The sequence below is a fragment of the Phenylobacterium sp. SCN 70-31 genome (genome assembly GCF_001724605.1).
Taxonomy (GTDB): domain Bacteria; phylum Pseudomonadota; class Alphaproteobacteria; order Caulobacterales; family Caulobacteraceae; genus Phenylobacterium.
Window position 1 is genome coordinate 55,405 of sequence record NZ_MEEX01000012.1, and the last position, 14,958, is coordinate 70,362.

Genomic DNA, 14,958 nt, shown 5'->3' on the forward strand with positions numbered 1-14,958 from the left:
CTGGCAAGGGCGCTCTGGCAAGGGTCAGTAGTAGAACCGCTCCTCGGCGATCCGGCCCTCGCGGATCGTGTAGACACCCACCTCGTCCAGCACCTGGCGGGCGCCGCCCTTGGGCGTGATGTCCATGCGGAAGCGCACGGCGAACTGGTCGCCGTTGAGATAGGGTCCCTGGATCTCGACGCCGTGGATCTCGTGGTTGGCGCCCCACCACTCGCCCTTGGCCCGGACCCCGGCCTTGCCGCGGATCTCGCCCATGTCGTCGCCGGGCATGTTCTCGTAGCTGACCACGTCGTCGGCCCAGTACCGCTCGCCGGACTCGTCGAACCGGCCCGCCTTCCACATCGCCACGAGGGCGTCGGCGACATCCTGGGTGGTGGTCTGAGTGGTGGTCTCAGTGGTGGTCATGGGGGGCTCCCGAAGCTGTTCCGAACCCCACTGTCGGCCAGGCCTCATGACAGCGTCATGGCAGCAGCGTGGCGGGAATTCAGGGTTCGGGCCGACCGGAACGTCCGGCCGGCCCCCAACCCCTACCCCTTCACGCACACCACCTGACGGAGCGTGTGCACGATCTCCACCAGGTCGGCCTGCGCCGCCATGACGGCGTCGATGTCCTTGTAGGCCATCGGCGTCTCGTCGATGACGTCGGCGTCCTTCCGGCACTCGACGGCCGCGGTGGCCGCTACATGGTCGTCGAGCGTGAACCGGCGCTTGGCCTCGGCCCGGGACATGGCCCGGCCCGCGCCGTGCGAGCAGGTGCAGAACGAGTCCGGGTTTCCCTTGCCGCGCACGATAAAGGACCGCGCCCCCATCGACCCCGGGATGATCCCGAGGTCGCCGAGGCCCGCCCGCACCGCGCCCTTCCGGGTCAGCCAGACGTCCTTGCCGAAGTGCCGCTCCTGGGTGACGTAATTGTGGTGGCAGTTCACCGCCACGTCCGTGGCCGCCAGGTCCGGGAACGCATCCCGGAGCACGGCCAGCACCCGGTCCATCATCACCTCGCGGTTGGCCAGGGCGTACTTCTGCGCCCAGCTCACCGCCCGGATGTAGGACACGAAGCCGTCCGACCCTTCCGGGAAGTAGGCCAGGTCCTTGTCCGGCAGGTGGATGAACCACCGCTCCATGTCCTTCTTCGCCCGTTCGACGAAGTAGGACCCGAACCGATTGCCCACGCCCCGCGAACCGGAGTGCAGCATCACCCACACGTCGCCCGCCTCATCGAGGCAGAGCTCGATGAAGTGGTTGCCCGTGCCCAGCGTGCCGAGGTGGCCGAGGCCCCGGGCGTGCGCGGCCTTGGGATCGCGCTCGACGATGGCGTCGTAGCCTTCGACCAGTTCGGCCCACTTCTCGACCGCGAGCGGCGGCGGGTCGCCCCGATGGGCGCCGACGTCGTTGCGGCCGCCATTGTCGGTCCGGCCGTGCGGCACGGCCGCCTCGATCGCGCTGCGCAGCGACCCGAGCGAGTCCGGCAGGTGCTCGGCCCGGATGGAGGTCTTCACCGCCATCATGCCGCAACCGATGTCCACGCCCACGGCCGCCGGGATGATGGCGCCGAGCGTCGGGATCACGGAGCCCACGGTCGCGCCCATGCCCCAGTGCACGTCCGGCATCACCGCGACATGGCGGTGGATGAACGGCAGGCCCGCGACGTTGCGCAGTTGCGCCCTGGCGCTGTCCTCGACCTGGACGCCGCGCGTCCACGCCTTGATCAGGCCGGCTTCGCTTTCGATCACTTCAAATCCGCTCATCGGACATTCTCCTGGAACTTCCTGTTCCTCCCGGCCCCCCGCGGCGGGCGAAGCGTCCTTCCGAAACGAAGAACCCCTCCGCGGCCGGGCCGGGAGGGGTTCTTTCGGGCGATCTCAAGGATGGCTGAGACCTAGACCGAAGCGTCCTCCCACGCGCGCACGCCATTCCGCTCGACCTGGCGGTCGAGTTGGGTGGCAGGCATGCTGTAGAAGGCGATCTTCGACATGGCTCTCATCCTCGAGGGCGGCGCCGATACCACGTTCGCCGACGTCGGCAAAAGCCCTGTTTCAGATGAAACCAACCTTGGCCACGCGCTGTGGCCGCAGAACCACGGTCATCCGGGCGGGCCGGTGGGCCATCGCCTCGACGGATCGGCGGGCGGCGTGCGTGGCGGCGTCGATGGGCCGGATGAAACTGGAGCGGACGAAACTGGGCCGGACGCCGCCGAGCCCGCCAGACGCGCACGGAGGGCGGCCGGCGCGGGGGCGCGGTGCGGCGACCTGTCCCCGGACGGAGCCGTCACCCGGGCGAGAAGCTCTCGCAGGGTGGGAAGTTCGGCCGGCGGCGGGCCGGGAAGGCAGGCCTCGGCGTCGGCGACGACGCCTTCCAGCGTGCGCAGGAGCAGGGGGAAGCTGGCGCGCTCGACCTCGCGGTCGCGGTCGCGCTCGTCGTAGCGCTCCTGTTCCGGAGGCTCGCGTTCCGGACGTTCGCGCTCCGGCGCCTCATGTTGGGAGGCCTCGCATTCAGGACCTTCGGGCCGCGCCGTCCCATCGGCGACGCGCCTGGCTTCCTGGCGCAGGCGCAGGTCCAGCGCGATGGCCACGCGGACCGAGAAGAAGCAGCGGTTGAAGAGTTCGTAGGCCGCCACGCGCTGCGCCGTCGTCAAGGCGCCCTCGGCCTCGGCGCCGAAGACCAGACCCAGCCGATAGGCGCATTCGCGCAGTTCCAAGAGCTGGGTCGAGGCGTCGGTCATTTAGAACAAATATAGAACAAACAGCGCAACCGTCAAGGCGGCGCATCGGCGCCCGCACCCGGCTCGACCCGGACCTTGCATCACACGTCGAGGGGCTGGTCCGAAATCGAGCTTTTGTGGTCCTTACTCAGAGTGGATACAATTGGAATGAAATGCGCATCCTCCTGCTGCTGTCCGTGGGCTTGCTGGCCGCTGCAACGCCAGCCAGCGCATGCCGGGTTGGAGGAGACGACCTGATCTTCGTTGAGCGGCCGACACCACCGACTGGCGACCAATTTTCCACGATCGCCCAAGGAATACTGTCCGGTGAAAAGCCCGGACCGGATCTGAGGCCGACAACCGATAGCCCTCGAGGCTTCCTTGTTGGCGCTCTGGAGGTGCGCAACGTCTTCCGCGGACCAAGGCTCCCGAAACGCCTTCCCGCGTACCTCGAAGTCGTCACATCGTGCTCCAACTTTTTCCGCGGTCCCAAAGGACTATTCACGACGTCGGGGTATGTGGTGGGCCGCCTCGCCGTCGACCGACAGGGTCCGTACCTGATCCTCCGCGAGCGGAACGCTTCACGGGAAGTCTGGAACTAGGGTGGAGTTTCGGCGCGAGGCCTCCGAAATCCAGTTTCGCGCGCCGTTGCGGGTCTCGGCTGGACTCGGCGGCGATGGGGCCGCTAGCTTCGCGGGATCGCGAAGGTTGGGGGTTTCGGCATGAGGGCGTTCTTCCTCGGGGGTCTTCTACTGGCCGTGGCGGCGTGCAGCGGCGGCGGCGAGGCGACGGCGCAGCGGGACCCGCAGACGGCTTTCCAGAACGCGCCCTTCCCGGGAGCGCCCCCGCAGGGGGCGCCGCAGCCGGTCTATCAGGGCGGGCCGCAGCAGGTTGCGCAGGGTGGTCCTCAAGGGATGCCGCAGTACGGGCCATCGGGCGGCCCGCAGCAGGTGGCCCAGGGCGGACCCCAACAGGCCCCCGAGAACGAGGCCCAGCAGGCGTTGCAAGGGCTGTACGCCATCCGGCAGCAGCAGTGCCAGAGCGGCAACACGCTGGCGTGCCAGACCCTCGGCCAGTTCCCCGGCTTCAGCCAGCAGCTCAACCAGACGGCGCAGGGGTGCCGCTCGGGGGTCCAGCAGGCCTGCGCGGCGTACAACAGCCTGTCGCAGCGGATCTTCAAGGCGTATGCCGAGAGCGCCCAGGTGATGCAGCAGGGGGCGCAGGCCTCGGCGCAGATGGACGCCTGGCGGTCGCAGATGAACGCCAACCACGCGAACAACATGGCGCGGCTGGGCGCGCAGGCCGCCGCCGGCCAGGCGGCGCACCAGGCGCGGCAGGAGAGCTATGCCGCCCAGAACCAGGCCTGGGCGAACGGTCAGGCGTCCGCCGAACGCAGCACCGGCCGGTTCAACGACTACGTCTACGAGGGCACCACGGTGAACGGCGCGGGCGTGCAGACCCGCATTCCCTATGGATCGACGGGCTACACCGACGGCCGGGGCAACGTGGTCGCGGTGCCGGACGGCGGCACGCCCCCGGACGGCTGGCAGAGGATGAACCCAACGTACGCGGCGCCGAACTGACCGGCCACGTTCGGTCGGTTCCCATCCCGCGCGGCGAGGCCGGTGCGGGCGCTCACCGAACGCTCTCGCCCCGGGAAGACGGCGTCCAGGGAAGATGGCGAGCGTCGCGACGATGGCCTTCGAGGAGCCTGAGGAGGTCCTCGGGGCCGGTGTCCCACGACCCCACGAGCGCGCCGTCGAGGCGCAGGCAGGCGCGGTAGACCGGCGCCAGCGGTCCGGGCGCCGCGACCCCGGTCCGCAGCTCGTACATCACCACCGCCGGCGCGCTGCGGTGGGTGGCGTAGTCGCCCCTGAAGGTCTCGAACCGCTCGATGTCGCGCCAGCCGATCCGCCGCGCCGCGCCATAGGGATGGACGTGGATCAGAGCCTCCGGGGTGAGGATCAGCCGCGGCGGCCGCAGGAAGGCCGCCAGGGCGAGGAGCCCCATCGCGCCGAACATCGCAGAGGCCGCAACGCCGATGGCCGCCTGGGCGCCGTCCGACGGTCGCCCCAGGCCCCACAGCGTCAGCAGAGCGGCGAGCATCAGCCCGAACGCGGCCACGCCCGCCGTCGACCGGCCGCCCCGGATCACCCGCTCGCTCGTCGTCTCCATGACCCCCCGCCGGCCCACGGCGCCAGCATGGCCAAGCCGGTCCGACGTGTCGATGCGGGGCTTTCCGCAGGCGCGAGCGGCCTGGGTGCGGGCGACGTCGCGGATCGGATCGAGGCGGAGCTGAGCGCGCGCCTGCATCCGTAGGGTCCGGAAGGCCGGCCGCCCTACCCCGGATTGGCGCTGAAGCCGCCGTCGACGGTGAAGACGACGCCGGTGGTGTAGGCGGAGCGATCGGAGGCGAGGAAGGCCATGAGGTCGGCGATCTCGCGGGGCTTGGCCGCACGGCCGAGGGGATAGCCGGCCATCAGCTCGCGGAAGCGGGTCTCGTCGCCGAAGCGCGTCCGGGCGGCGGCCTTCATGCGCGCGACCAGGCGGTCGGTCTCGACCGGACCGGGACTGACCCCGACCACGCGGACGCCGTCGCGCAACGCCCGGCCGCCCAGCGCGCGGGTGAAGGCGTAGAGGGCCGCGTTGCCGGTGGAGCCGGCGATGTAGCTGGCGTCCATGCGTTCGCCGGCCGCGCCGATGTCGTTGACGATCACGCCGCGGCCGCGGGCCTTCATGTGGGCGTAGATGGCGCGGGTGAGGTTGATGTAGCCGAAGACCTTCAGCTCCCAGGCGTGGCGCCAGCGCGCCTCGTCCACGTCCTCCAGCGTGCCGCCGGGGATGTCGCCGGCGTTGTTGACCAGGACGTCGGCGTCGCGGCCCGCCTCGGCCAGGGCGGCGAGCTGAGCCGGATCGCGCAGGTCGGTGGGGACGGCGCGGGCCTGGACCCCGTACCCGCCGCTCAGGCGCTCGCAGAGGGCGTCCAGGGCCTCGGCGCTGCGGGCGGCGAGGATCAGGTGGCAGCCCTCCTCGGCGAAGGCCTCGGCCGCGGCGGCGCCGATGCCCTTGGACGCGCCCGTGATCAGGACCGTCCGGCCCGCGAGGTTGAGGTCCATGCGATATTCCTCCGTCCCGGCAGAAGAGCCTGATCGGACTCCCGGCTCAAGTGTTGACAGGCTCATCATGTTCCTGAATTGTTCCGAAACGGAGGGAGCATGTTCGAGAAGCTGCGGCGCGACTGGCACATGCGGGACATCGAGGCGCGCATCCGGCGGCATGGCTGGACGGCCATCTATGTCGGCGACTTCCGGGCCTCGCCATCGTGGGCCTACAGCATAGGTTTCGAGGACCGGCTGGGTCAGCCCGAGGTCATCGTGTTCGATGTCCGTCAGGACGACGCCAACGCCTTGTTGCGGGAGATCTACAGGTCGATCGAGAGGGGCGACCTCACGATGAAGGACGGGGAGGCATGGACACCGGAAGGCGAGGTGATCGGCGTCTGGCGGGAGGTCCATCCGACTCAGGCGGATGCGGCCGACGGCTGGTTCGCCGCCGGCGTCGAACGATGCGCCCGCGCGGGGAAGGACGGCCCCTTCCGGGCGTTCCAGCTGGTGGTCCGGGACGGCGGGGGACGGTTTCCGTGGGAGGCGGGCTACGACGAACGACTGCGCTACAGGCAGCCGGCGCTCTATCTTCCCGCCGAGAACTACGGGCCGGGGCCTCTGTCATCTCCCGACCGGGAGGCTCTCCGGCTGGCCGACGAACGGGGCTGGTCGATACGGATGGTCGACGTCCCGGAACTGAAATGGGCCTACACGATCGGGCTGTCCGCGCTGGGACACCCCGAGTTGATCGCCATCCTGCCGTCCGCCGACGGCGCCGCGAACATGCTCAACGAGGCGCCGGCCTATCTGGCGCGCGGCGATCTGGTGCTCGAGGACGGGCTGCGCTGGGACGCCCTGGGATTCGAGTGCTGCTGGCGTCGGGTGCACGAGAGCCAGCACGCGGCGCTGAACGTGTTCTTCCTGGCCAAGCTGCGGCACGAGCATCGGACAGGCCGGCGCGAGGCGATCGAGACCTATCAGCTGTTCCTGCCGGACCACGACGGGCGTTATCCCTGGGACCCCGGCTGCAAGGTCCGGGAGAGCCAGCCGCTCCTGTTCGAACCCTTCGACCCGACGCAGCTCGAGCGAGGACCGCTTGCGGCCCTGATGCGCATGTGACACCTGAGCGCCGATCGCCGAGGACCCGCCGCATGACCGACCCCGCACCCCAGCCCGCTTCCGTCTACGACCTCTCCCACGCCGACCAGGAGGAGAGCCGCGCCACCTTCGCGGTGCTGGTGGACAACGAGCCGGGGGTTCTGCACCGGGTGGTCGGCCTGTTCGCGGCGCGGGGCTACAACATCGACAGCCTGACGGTGGCCGAGACCGACGGCCAGGCTCACACCAGCCGGATCACCATCGTGACCCGCGGCACCGTCCAGGTGCTGGGCCAGATCGAGGCGCAGCTCCAGAAGATGGTCTCGACCCGCCACGTGCAGGACGTGACCCGCGACCCCAACGGCCTGGAGCGCGAGCTGGCCTTGGTGAAGGTGCGCGGAACGGGCGTCGAGCGGGTGGAGGCGCTGCGCGTCGCCGACATCTTCCGCGCCAAGGTGGTGGACACCACGCACGAGAGCTTCGTCTTCGAGATCACCGGTGCGTCGTCCAAGGTCGACAAGTTCGTGGGCCTGATGCGACCGCTGGGGCTGGTCGAGGTGTCGCGCACCGGCGTGCTGTCGCTGCAACGGGGCGTCGAGGTCTTCTGAGAACCGCGCCACGGAACCGGCGCAAACCTGAGGCTCTTTCGACGGCGTGTTCTTTCGCGCCGCCTCCGCCGTCCCCTCCATCGGACTGGCCATCGGATTGGCCACGGGCCTCCTCGCGACCCTGGCCCAGAGCGCGCCGGCGTATGGCCAGATCCCGCTGATCGTCCCCATCCCGCGCAAGGCGCCCGCCTTGCCGGAAGGGCCGCGGCCGCCGCCGGACGACCTGTCTCCCGCGGAGGCCGAGGTCTGGCCGTTTCCCGCCCCGGACCCGCAGACCTGGTGGACGGACAAGCGGCCGGTTCCGCCCGAGGCGGCCGACCCCCTGGGCGACCGACGTCTTCGGCGGGGCGAGCGCCTGCCCGAGCCCGTCGGCGGCGTCGATCCGTCCACCTATCGCCTCTGGGGGCTGAAGCCCCTGCAGTGGCAGGTCCTGCGGCGGGACGAGGCGGTGCTGGAGGTGTGGGCCCGGCCCTCAGGCGACGTGCGGCAGGCCGTGGTCCGGGTGACCGTCCGCGGCGACGGTCGGGCGTTCGTCCAGGGGCGCGCAGGCCTGGCCTGCTGCGACGCGCTGATCGGCCGGCGGATGGGCTTCGACGCGGCGCTGCCCGAGGATGCGGCGGCCCGGTTCCGGGCGCTGACGCGCCAGGCGCTGTGGACGTCGCCGCGCGACGTGCGGGTGGAGGAGCCGGGGGCGGCCGACGCCGTCTGCCTGGACGGAACCGCCTACGATCTGGTGATGGCCGTTCCCGGCCGGACCGTCACCCTGCGGCGCGCCTGCGATCCGGCCGAGGTGGGCGAGGCTGCGGACGTGCTGGAGGCAGTGATGGGCGCGGGCCTGGGCCACGACGGCCGTTTCGACGCGGTCTTCCCGCGCGGCGCCGATTTCTCGGCCGCACGGCAGGCGCACGCCCGGCTGCTGGCGGACGGCGGACGGCTCAAGCCCAACCCGGACGCGCCGCGCCCGGCCCCCGGACGAGAGGGCGCGCCCGAACAGGAGCCGGAGCCGCCGACCCCCGCTCCGGATCGCCTGACTGCGGCGCCTTCTGCGGCGCCTTCAATTCCCGGACCTTAGGGTCTATATGTGGGGCGTCGGGTTCGCCCGACTATGGAGATAAACGCGCGCATAATAAGCGGACTGGACCCGGGTGCGATTCCCGGCGGCTCCACCAATCTTCCCCGGGTTATCGCCGGGCAGTGCGGGGCCGATCAGCATCGACAGACGTCTAAAGGCGTTGCTTTCTCTCGGCCTGACCCACCGTTCCGGGTCTTAAACCAAATGCGAACGATAACTTCGCTGAGGAAGTTCGCCTGGCTGCGTAATGCGGTCCGGTAACATCCGAACCAAGTCCTAGGGGTTCAGATCCCTAGGCGGGGCCCGGAGGGCGCCTGGCAACAGAAGCCCTCCACTTTCCACTCCCGCGCAAAGGCGCCCTCCTCTCTTCCAGACCCGTTCAGGGGGCGCCTGGCAACAGAAGCCCTCCACCTTCCACACCCGCGCAGAGGCGCCCTCCTCTCTTTCAGGCCGCTCAGGGGGCGCTCTGGTCCCGTTCCCGGTTGAACAATGCGGCGAGCGGGGCGACAGAATCCTCCGCCTCATCCGCAAAAGGGTCGACCATGCGCGCCTATCGCTTCGACAAGCCCGACAGTCTCGACAGCCTGCGCGCGCGGGACGAACCCGTCGGGGAACCCCAGCGGGGCGAGGTGCTGGTCCGCGTCCGCGCCGTCTCGCTGAACTATCGCGACATCGCCGTGATCCTGGGCCGCTATGTGTGGGACGCCATTCCGGGGCTCGTGCCGTGCAGCGACGCGGCCGGCGAGATCGTGGCGGTCGGCGAAGGCGTGACCGCCTTCCGCCCCGGCGACCGGGTCATCAGCATCTTCCACCCCCGCTGGTTCGGCGGCCGGCCGCCGAAGGGCGTGGCCATGCAGACCTATGGCAGCGGCGCCGACGGCTGGCTCACCGAGTACAAGGTCGTCTCGCAGGAGGCGGTGATCCCGTTGCCCGACGGGATCTCGTTCGAGGACGGCGCCACCCTGCCCTGCGCGGCCACCACGGCCTGGACCGCGCTGTCGGGCCAGACGCCGGTGCGCGCCGGCTCGACGGTGCTGACCCTGGGGACGGGCGGGGTCTCGATCTTCGCCCTGCAACTGGCCAAGGCGATGGGCGCACGGGTGATCTCGACGACGTCCGGGGCGGCCAAGGCCGAACGCCTGCGCGCGCTGGGCGCCGACGAGGTGGTGAACTACGTCGAGATCCCGGAGTGGGGCCGCCACGTCCGCAAGGCGCTGACCGGCGGCGCCGGCGTGGACTGCGTGGTGGAGGTGGGCGGCCCGGCGACGGTCGGGGAATCGCTGCGCGCGGTGCGTCCCGGCGGCGAGGTGGTGCTGATCGGCTTCCTGAGCGAGGCCAACCCCGGCATCGACTATTTCCTCCTGAAGGGCAGCAACGCCATCGTCCGCTCGATCGGCGTCGGCGACCGGGCCGCGCTGGAGGATCTGGTCCGGGCCTGGAGCGGGGCCGGCCTCTCGCCGGTGATCGACCGGGTGTTCGGCTTCGACGAGGCGCGCGACGCGTTCGCGCACCTCCAGGCGGCGCGGCATGTGGGGAAGATCGTCGTGCGCGTGGGCGACTGACCGCCGCGCCGCACCACGCCCGGCGCCGGGCGAGATTTCCGCCAGCGGCCTTTGCGCAGGCCGCGGCAGGCGCTACCTTCACAGGATTGTCCCCCGCTCGGAGTGATGGCGTGGCCCAGGAGCCGCCGGTTCAGGATCTGATGAACTACGAGGCGATGGCCCAGGACGCCCTGCGCGGCGTGGCCAAGGCCTCGCTGAAGCGCGCCGCGTCGCCCGAAGGGCTGCCCGGCTCGCACCATTTCTACATCACGTTCAAGACCGACGCGGCGGGGGTGTCGGGACCGGTCGATCTGCTGTCGAAGTATCCGGACGAGATGACCATCGTGCTCCAGCACCAGTACTGGGATCTGGCGCCGGGCGAGACGTTCTTCTCCGTGACGCTACAGTTCGGCGGCCAGCCCAAGCGGCTGTCGATCCCGTATGCGGCCATCACCCGGTTCTACGATCCCTCGGTGCAGTTCCTGTTGCAGTTCGAGCCGCCGCCGTCGGCGCCGTCCGAGGCCCGCCCCGAGCCCAAGTCGGACGCCAGGGCCGAACCCCAGGCCGAGGAGCCCCCCAAGGGCGAGGCCACCATCGTTTCCCTCGACCAGTTCCGGAAGAAATGACCGTATGACCGACGTCGCGAGCCCCGAGGCGGAGACGCTGACGGACGAAGCCATCCTGGCGCGCTTCCTGCGGACCAAGAACCAGCCCACAGGATCTCAGACCCTGGGCTTCCGGATGGTGGCCGTGAACCAGGCCGAGCGTTCGGTGGAAGTCGAGTTCGACGCCAAGGCCGAACTTCTCCTCAATCCGATGAAGCAGATCCAGGGCGGGTATCTCTGCGCCATGCTGGACGAGGCGATGAGCGTGGCCTGCATGGTGGCTTCGGGCATGACCGCGGTGGCCCCGACGCTGGAGATGAAGACCAGCTTCCTGCGCCCCGGACAGCCCGGGAAGATCAAGGGGATCGGCAAGGTCGTGAAGTGGGGTCGCCAGGTGGCGTTCACCGAGGGCGAACTCTACGATCCCGAAGGCCGGCTGCTGGCCAAGGCCACGGGCACGGCCATTCCCACCCCCTTCCAGAAGTACAAGAAGTAGGCCTCGCTCCTTGGCCCGGCTCCTCTCCCTCTTCGCAGGCCTCTGGCTGGCGGCGGCGGGCGGGGCGCCGGTCTTCGCCGCGCCGGCCTTCGCCGACTGGGCCGCGGTGGTGGTGGCTGGCGACTGGCACGCGGCCGACGGCGGCCCCACCGAAGGCTTCGACAACGCGCGCCGCGACGTGACCCTGGCGCTGGGCCAGGCCGGATTCCAGGCGGGCAACATCCGCCAGTTCTCGGTGCGGCCGGAACGCTACAGCGACACCCGGCCCGAGAAATCGGACGTCCGGGCCATCTACAACGCGCTGGTCGAGGGGGTCGGCCGCGCGCGCAGCGGCTGCCTCTTCTATCTCACGTCGCACGGTCTGCCGCAGGGGGCGCAGGTGGACCAGGGCATCCTGCGCCCCGCCATGCTGGCCAGCATGCTGGACCAGACGTGCGGAGATCGCCCGACCGTGGTGGTGATCTCGGCCTGCTTCTCGGGAGTCTACGTGCCGGCGCTGGCCAAGCCGAACCGCATGGTGCTGACGGCGGCGCGGCCCGACCGGACCTCGTTCGGCTGCGGCCAGGACAACAAGTATCCCTTCTTCGACGACTGCTTCCTGTCGTCCATGCCCAACACGCGGGACTTCAGCGGACTGGCCGGAGCCGTGAAGGAATGCGTGCGCATGCGCGAGGCCGCGGAGAAGATGACCCCGCCGTCCGAGCCGCAGATCTGGGTGGGCCCGCAGCTTCGGCCGATGCTGCCGCTGTACGCCTTCGAGAAGGGCCTCAGGCCGGATTGAGCGCCCGCGCACGGCGACGGCGCAGCGCTGCGCCCAGGCCGAAGAAGCCGGTGAGCATCAGGGCCCAGGTCCCCGGCTCGGGAACTTCCGCCAGGGTGATGCCGTCCAGGATCAGGAAACTGGGATCGAACGGGTCCGAAGCGTTCGAGACGCCCGCCTCGAAGGTGTACGTTCCGGCGGCCAGCACCACCGAGAACGGGTTCCAGGGCGTATGCCCGTAGTCGCCGACGCCGGCGATGTCGGAGGTGAAGAGGTTGACGATCCCGCCCGGGCCGACGAGGCGCACGAACGCCGCGTCGTTCCACGGCAGGGCGTCGCCGCCCGAGAACGCGGCCCACCCCGAGAACAGGCCGCCTACGGTGGTGAAGGTCTGGCTGATCACGAACGGGGTATCGGCCTCATAAGGGGCGGTCAGCACCCCCAGCAGCAGCCCGTCCACCGGCAGGTAAGTGTAGGTGACCTCGCCCGCCTCGTTGCGGTGATTGAACTCGGTGAACGTCTGGACGAGGCTGGGGTCGGCCGTCCAGTTGGAGACGATGTCCTCGAAGCTTCCGTTCTGGAAGGTGGCGGCCTGGGCGGGCGCCGCCAGGACGGCGGCGGCGAAGGCGGCGGCGAGCGAGGCGACGATCGGGCGGCGCAGGGCCATGCGGGAACTCCGCGACGAGGCGTGTCAGATCGCCGATATACAGCGTTCGCCCTTGTTATCCATGTCGATTCTCGGCCCAAGGGGAAGACGGGCCGCGCGACTCAACCGAGGTGATATGTTCGGCGCAACCAGCAGCGGAGCGAACCCGACCATGCGGCGACTCGCCAACGCGATTCCCTCGGCCCTGGCCCTATTTTCGGCCCTGCTGGCGGCCTTGCTGGCCGCGCCGGCCGCCGCCCAGGACGCCGCGCTGCCCGACACGCCGATCCCCTACAGCCAGGTCGCCCCGCGCAAGGCGCCCGCCCGCGCCGCGCCGGTCGCAGCCCCCTCGCCCCCCGCAGCGACCGCGACGCCCGGCGAGCCGATGCGGCCCGGCGCGCGCCTGGCGCCCGGCCAGCCGATCGATCCGGCCGACCTGGAAGCGTTCGTCGACGGCTGGATGACCGACGCGATGACCCGCGAGCACGTGGCCGGCGCCACGGTCTCGGTGGTGCAGAACGGCCAGGTGGTGCTGAAGAAGGGCTATGGCTTCGCCAAGCTGGACCCGCGGCGACCCGTCGATCCCGATCGCAGCCTGTTCCGTATCGGCTCGATCTCGAAGACGTTCACGTGGATCCTGCTGATGAACGAGGTGGAGGCCGGCCGCATCCGGCTGGACGCCCCGATCAACCTCTATCTGCCCGAACGCGCGCGCCTGCCCGGCCGCCTGCGCGAGGTGACCGTCCGAAGCCTGCTGGACCACTCGCCCGGTCTCGAGGACCGCGCCCTGGGGCAACTGTTCGAGAACAACGCCCGCCGGGTGCGACCGCTCGAACTCTACCTGCGCCAGGAGCGGCCGGACCGGGTCCGCGCGCCGGGCGTCCTGTCCAGCTACTCCAACTACGGGACCGCCCTGGCCGGCGCGGCGGTCACGTTCGGCAAGGACAAGACCTTCGAACGGATGGCCGAGGAGGAGATCTTCCTGCCGCTGGGCATGACCCACACCACCTTCCGCGAGCCGCGCCCCGATCGACGCGGGCTACCGGGCGCCATGCCCGCGCGGCTCCGGCCCGACGTCACCGACGGATTTGGCTGGCAGGCCGGCGGGTTCAAGGCCCACAGCTACGAGTACGTCGGACACGCCGCGCCCGCCGGCTCGGTCTCGTCGACGGCCGGAGACATGGCCCGGTACATGCTGGCGCTGCTGGGCGACGGCACGTGGAACGGCGTCACCATACACGGCGTCCGCGCCGCCGAGGCGTTCCGCACGCCCCTCCAGCGCACGCCCGAGGGGATGAACGGCTGGCCCCACGGCTTCATCGCCTACCACCTTCCCGGAGGGTTCCGCGGCTACGGGCACGACGGCGCGACCCTCGCCTTCCATTCGAGCATGGTGGTCTCGCCGGCGCTGGACCTCGGCGTCTTCGTCAGCACGAACAGCGCGGGCGGCGCCGAGCTGGCCGGCGCCCTGCCGGGCGCGCTGGTGCGACGCTACTACGCCGCGCCGGCGGCCTTCCCGCGCCCGGGCTCGCCCGACCTCGCGAAGGCGGCGCAGCGCTTCGAAGGCGCGTACCTGTCCACCCGCCGCGCCAACGGCGGCCTGGAGGGCTTCGTCGGGCTGTTCATCGGCGCCGTGGACGTGGTCGTCACCCGCGACGGGCGGCTGCTGACCGTGCGGATGGGCCAGGAGCAGGCGTGGGTTCCCGACGGCCCTGTCGACGAGGGACGGTTCGTGTCGGCCGACGGCGACCAGCGGCTTTGGTTCCGCATGGCGGACGGCCGGGCCGTGAGCTTCCGCGACGCGTTCAACGCCTCGACCCAGCAGCGCGCCGGCTTCACCGAACGGCTGTCGACGCTGGCGCTGGCGGCAGGCCTCGCCGCCTTCGCTTCGGCGGCCACCCTGGTCGGCCTGGTCTGGCGCAGCCGCCGCGAGGTGCGCCAGAACCAGATCCAGGCCCGCGCCGGACTGATCCAGGCCTTGCAGGCGGGACTCTGCCTCGTCGCCATCCTGCTCTTCGCCATGTGGGCCAGCGGGGCGAGCGACCTGGAGGCCGTCTTCTACCGCTGGCCCGGCGCCCTGATCGTCACCGCCTCGGCCTGCGCGCTGGTGCTGGCCGCCCTGACGCTGATCACCATCGCCGCGCTGCCGGCGGTCTGGCAGGGCGGACGGCGGGTCGACAGCTGGAGCGCCGGCCGCAAGCTGCTGTTCACCCTCACCGTGCTCATCTACGCCGGCTTCTCGGTCCTGCTGGCCCTGAACGGGGCGCTGGAGCCCTGGAGCCGGTAGGTCGACATCGGGCGCCCCCTGCGGCGCCTGGTCGCGACAAGAA

At 70.6% G+C, this 14,958-nt stretch carries 15 protein-coding genes and 1 other RNA gene; 10 read left to right on the forward strand and 6 right to left on the reverse strand.

Going from position 1 to position 14,958, the window contains the following annotated elements; translation table 11 throughout:
* Positions 1-24: 24 nt before the first annotated feature.
* The 3 genes from ABS78_RS11045 to ABS78_RS11055 form a co-directional block, all read right to left on the reverse strand.
* On the reverse strand, positions 25-405 hold the full coding sequence (locus ABS78_RS11045) for a nuclear transport factor 2 family protein (protein WP_293378587.1): 381 nt from the start codon (positions 403-405) through the stop codon (positions 25-27).
* Positions 406-527: 122 nt separating this feature from the next.
* Complete coding sequence (locus tag ABS78_RS11050) at positions 528-1,745, reverse strand: RtcB family protein (RefSeq protein WP_293378592.1); 1,218 nt, start codon at positions 1,743-1,745, stop codon at positions 528-530.
* A gap of 335 nt (positions 1,746-2,080) precedes the next feature.
* Positions 2,081-2,719, reverse strand: coding sequence for a hypothetical protein (locus ABS78_RS11055; protein ID WP_293378595.1), 639 nt, complete (start codon positions 2,717-2,719; stop codon positions 2,081-2,083).
* Positions 2,720-3,420: 701 nt separating this feature from the next.
* Between ABS78_RS11055 and ABS78_RS11060 the strand changes: the two genes are divergently transcribed.
* Positions 3,421-4,281 (forward strand): hypothetical protein, encoded by an 861-nt coding sequence (locus ABS78_RS11060; RefSeq protein WP_293378598.1) that lies wholly within the window; start codon positions 3,421-3,423, stop codon positions 4,279-4,281.
* Between the two features lie 52 nt (positions 4,282-4,333).
* Here ABS78_RS11060 and ABS78_RS11065 read toward each other — a convergent pair whose 3' ends face one another.
* Together ABS78_RS11065 and ABS78_RS11070 are read right to left on the reverse strand one after the other, a co-directional pair.
* Positions 4,334-5,011, reverse strand: a complete 678-nt coding sequence (locus ABS78_RS11065; protein WP_293378600.1) for a hypothetical protein — start codon at positions 5,009-5,011, stop codon at positions 4,334-4,336.
* A gap of 26 nt (positions 5,012-5,037) precedes the next feature.
* Positions 5,038-5,814: a short-chain dehydrogenase/reductase gene (locus ABS78_RS11070; RefSeq protein WP_293378602.1), complete on the reverse strand. Its 777-nt coding sequence runs from the start codon at positions 5,812-5,814 to the stop codon at positions 5,038-5,040.
* Positions 5,815-5,913: 99 nt separating this feature from the next.
* On the opposite strand from ABS78_RS11070, the gene ABS78_RS11075 reads away from it, so the two are divergent.
* The 8 genes from ABS78_RS11075 (at position 5,914) to ABS78_RS11110 (ending at position 12,003) form a co-directional block, all read left to right on the forward strand.
* Positions 5,914-6,921: a DUF4262 domain-containing protein gene (locus tag ABS78_RS11075; protein ID WP_293378605.1), complete on the forward strand. Its 1,008-nt coding sequence runs from the start codon at positions 5,914-5,916 to the stop codon at positions 6,919-6,921.
* 32 nt (positions 6,922-6,953) lie between these two features.
* Positions 6,954-7,508 (forward strand): acetolactate synthase small subunit, encoded by a 555-nt coding sequence (gene ilvN / locus ABS78_RS11080; protein ID WP_293378608.1) that lies wholly within the window; start codon positions 6,954-6,956, stop codon positions 7,506-7,508.
* A gap of 46 nt (positions 7,509-7,554) precedes the next feature.
* A complete protein-coding gene (locus ABS78_RS11085) occupies positions 7,555-8,580 on the forward strand; it encodes a hypothetical protein (RefSeq protein ID WP_293378611.1) in 1,026 nt (341 codons plus the stop codon).
* Positions 8,558-8,916, forward strand: a transfer-messenger RNA (tmRNA) gene (gene ssrA, locus ABS78_RS11090). The genes ABS78_RS11085 and ssrA overlap by 23 nt, the downstream gene beginning before the upstream one ends.
* Positions 8,917-9,122: 206 nt before the next feature.
* Positions 9,123-10,142, forward strand: a complete 1,020-nt coding sequence (locus ABS78_RS11095; RefSeq protein ID WP_293378614.1) for an NAD(P)-dependent alcohol dehydrogenase — start codon at positions 9,123-9,125, stop codon at positions 10,140-10,142.
* Between the two features lie 110 nt (positions 10,143-10,252).
* Entirely contained in the window at positions 10,253-10,747 is a 495-nt protein-coding gene (locus tag ABS78_RS11100; RefSeq protein WP_293378617.1) for an SspB family protein, read from the forward strand.
* A 4-nt stretch (positions 10,748-10,751) separates the two neighbouring features.
* Complete coding sequence (locus tag ABS78_RS11105; RefSeq protein ID WP_293378620.1) at positions 10,752-11,222, forward strand: PaaI family thioesterase; 471 nt, start codon at positions 10,752-10,754, stop codon at positions 11,220-11,222.
* Positions 11,223-11,232: 10 nt separating this feature from the next.
* A complete protein-coding gene (locus ABS78_RS11110) occupies positions 11,233-12,003 on the forward strand; it encodes a C13 family peptidase (RefSeq protein ID WP_293378623.1) in 771 nt (256 codons plus the stop codon).
* Here ABS78_RS11110 and ABS78_RS11115 read toward each other — a convergent pair.
* Complete coding sequence (locus tag ABS78_RS11115) at positions 11,990-12,649, reverse strand: PEPxxWA-CTERM sorting domain-containing protein (RefSeq protein ID WP_293378626.1); 660 nt, start codon at positions 12,647-12,649, stop codon at positions 11,990-11,992. The genes ABS78_RS11110 and ABS78_RS11115 overlap by 14 nt on opposite strands.
* 151 nt (positions 12,650-12,800) lie before the next feature.
* On the opposite strand from ABS78_RS11115, the gene ABS78_RS11120 reads away from it, so the two are divergent.
* Positions 12,801-14,915 (forward strand): serine hydrolase domain-containing protein, encoded by a 2,115-nt coding sequence (locus ABS78_RS11120; protein ID WP_293378629.1) that lies wholly within the window; start codon positions 12,801-12,803, stop codon positions 14,913-14,915.
* Positions 14,916-14,958 lie beyond the last annotated feature (43 nt).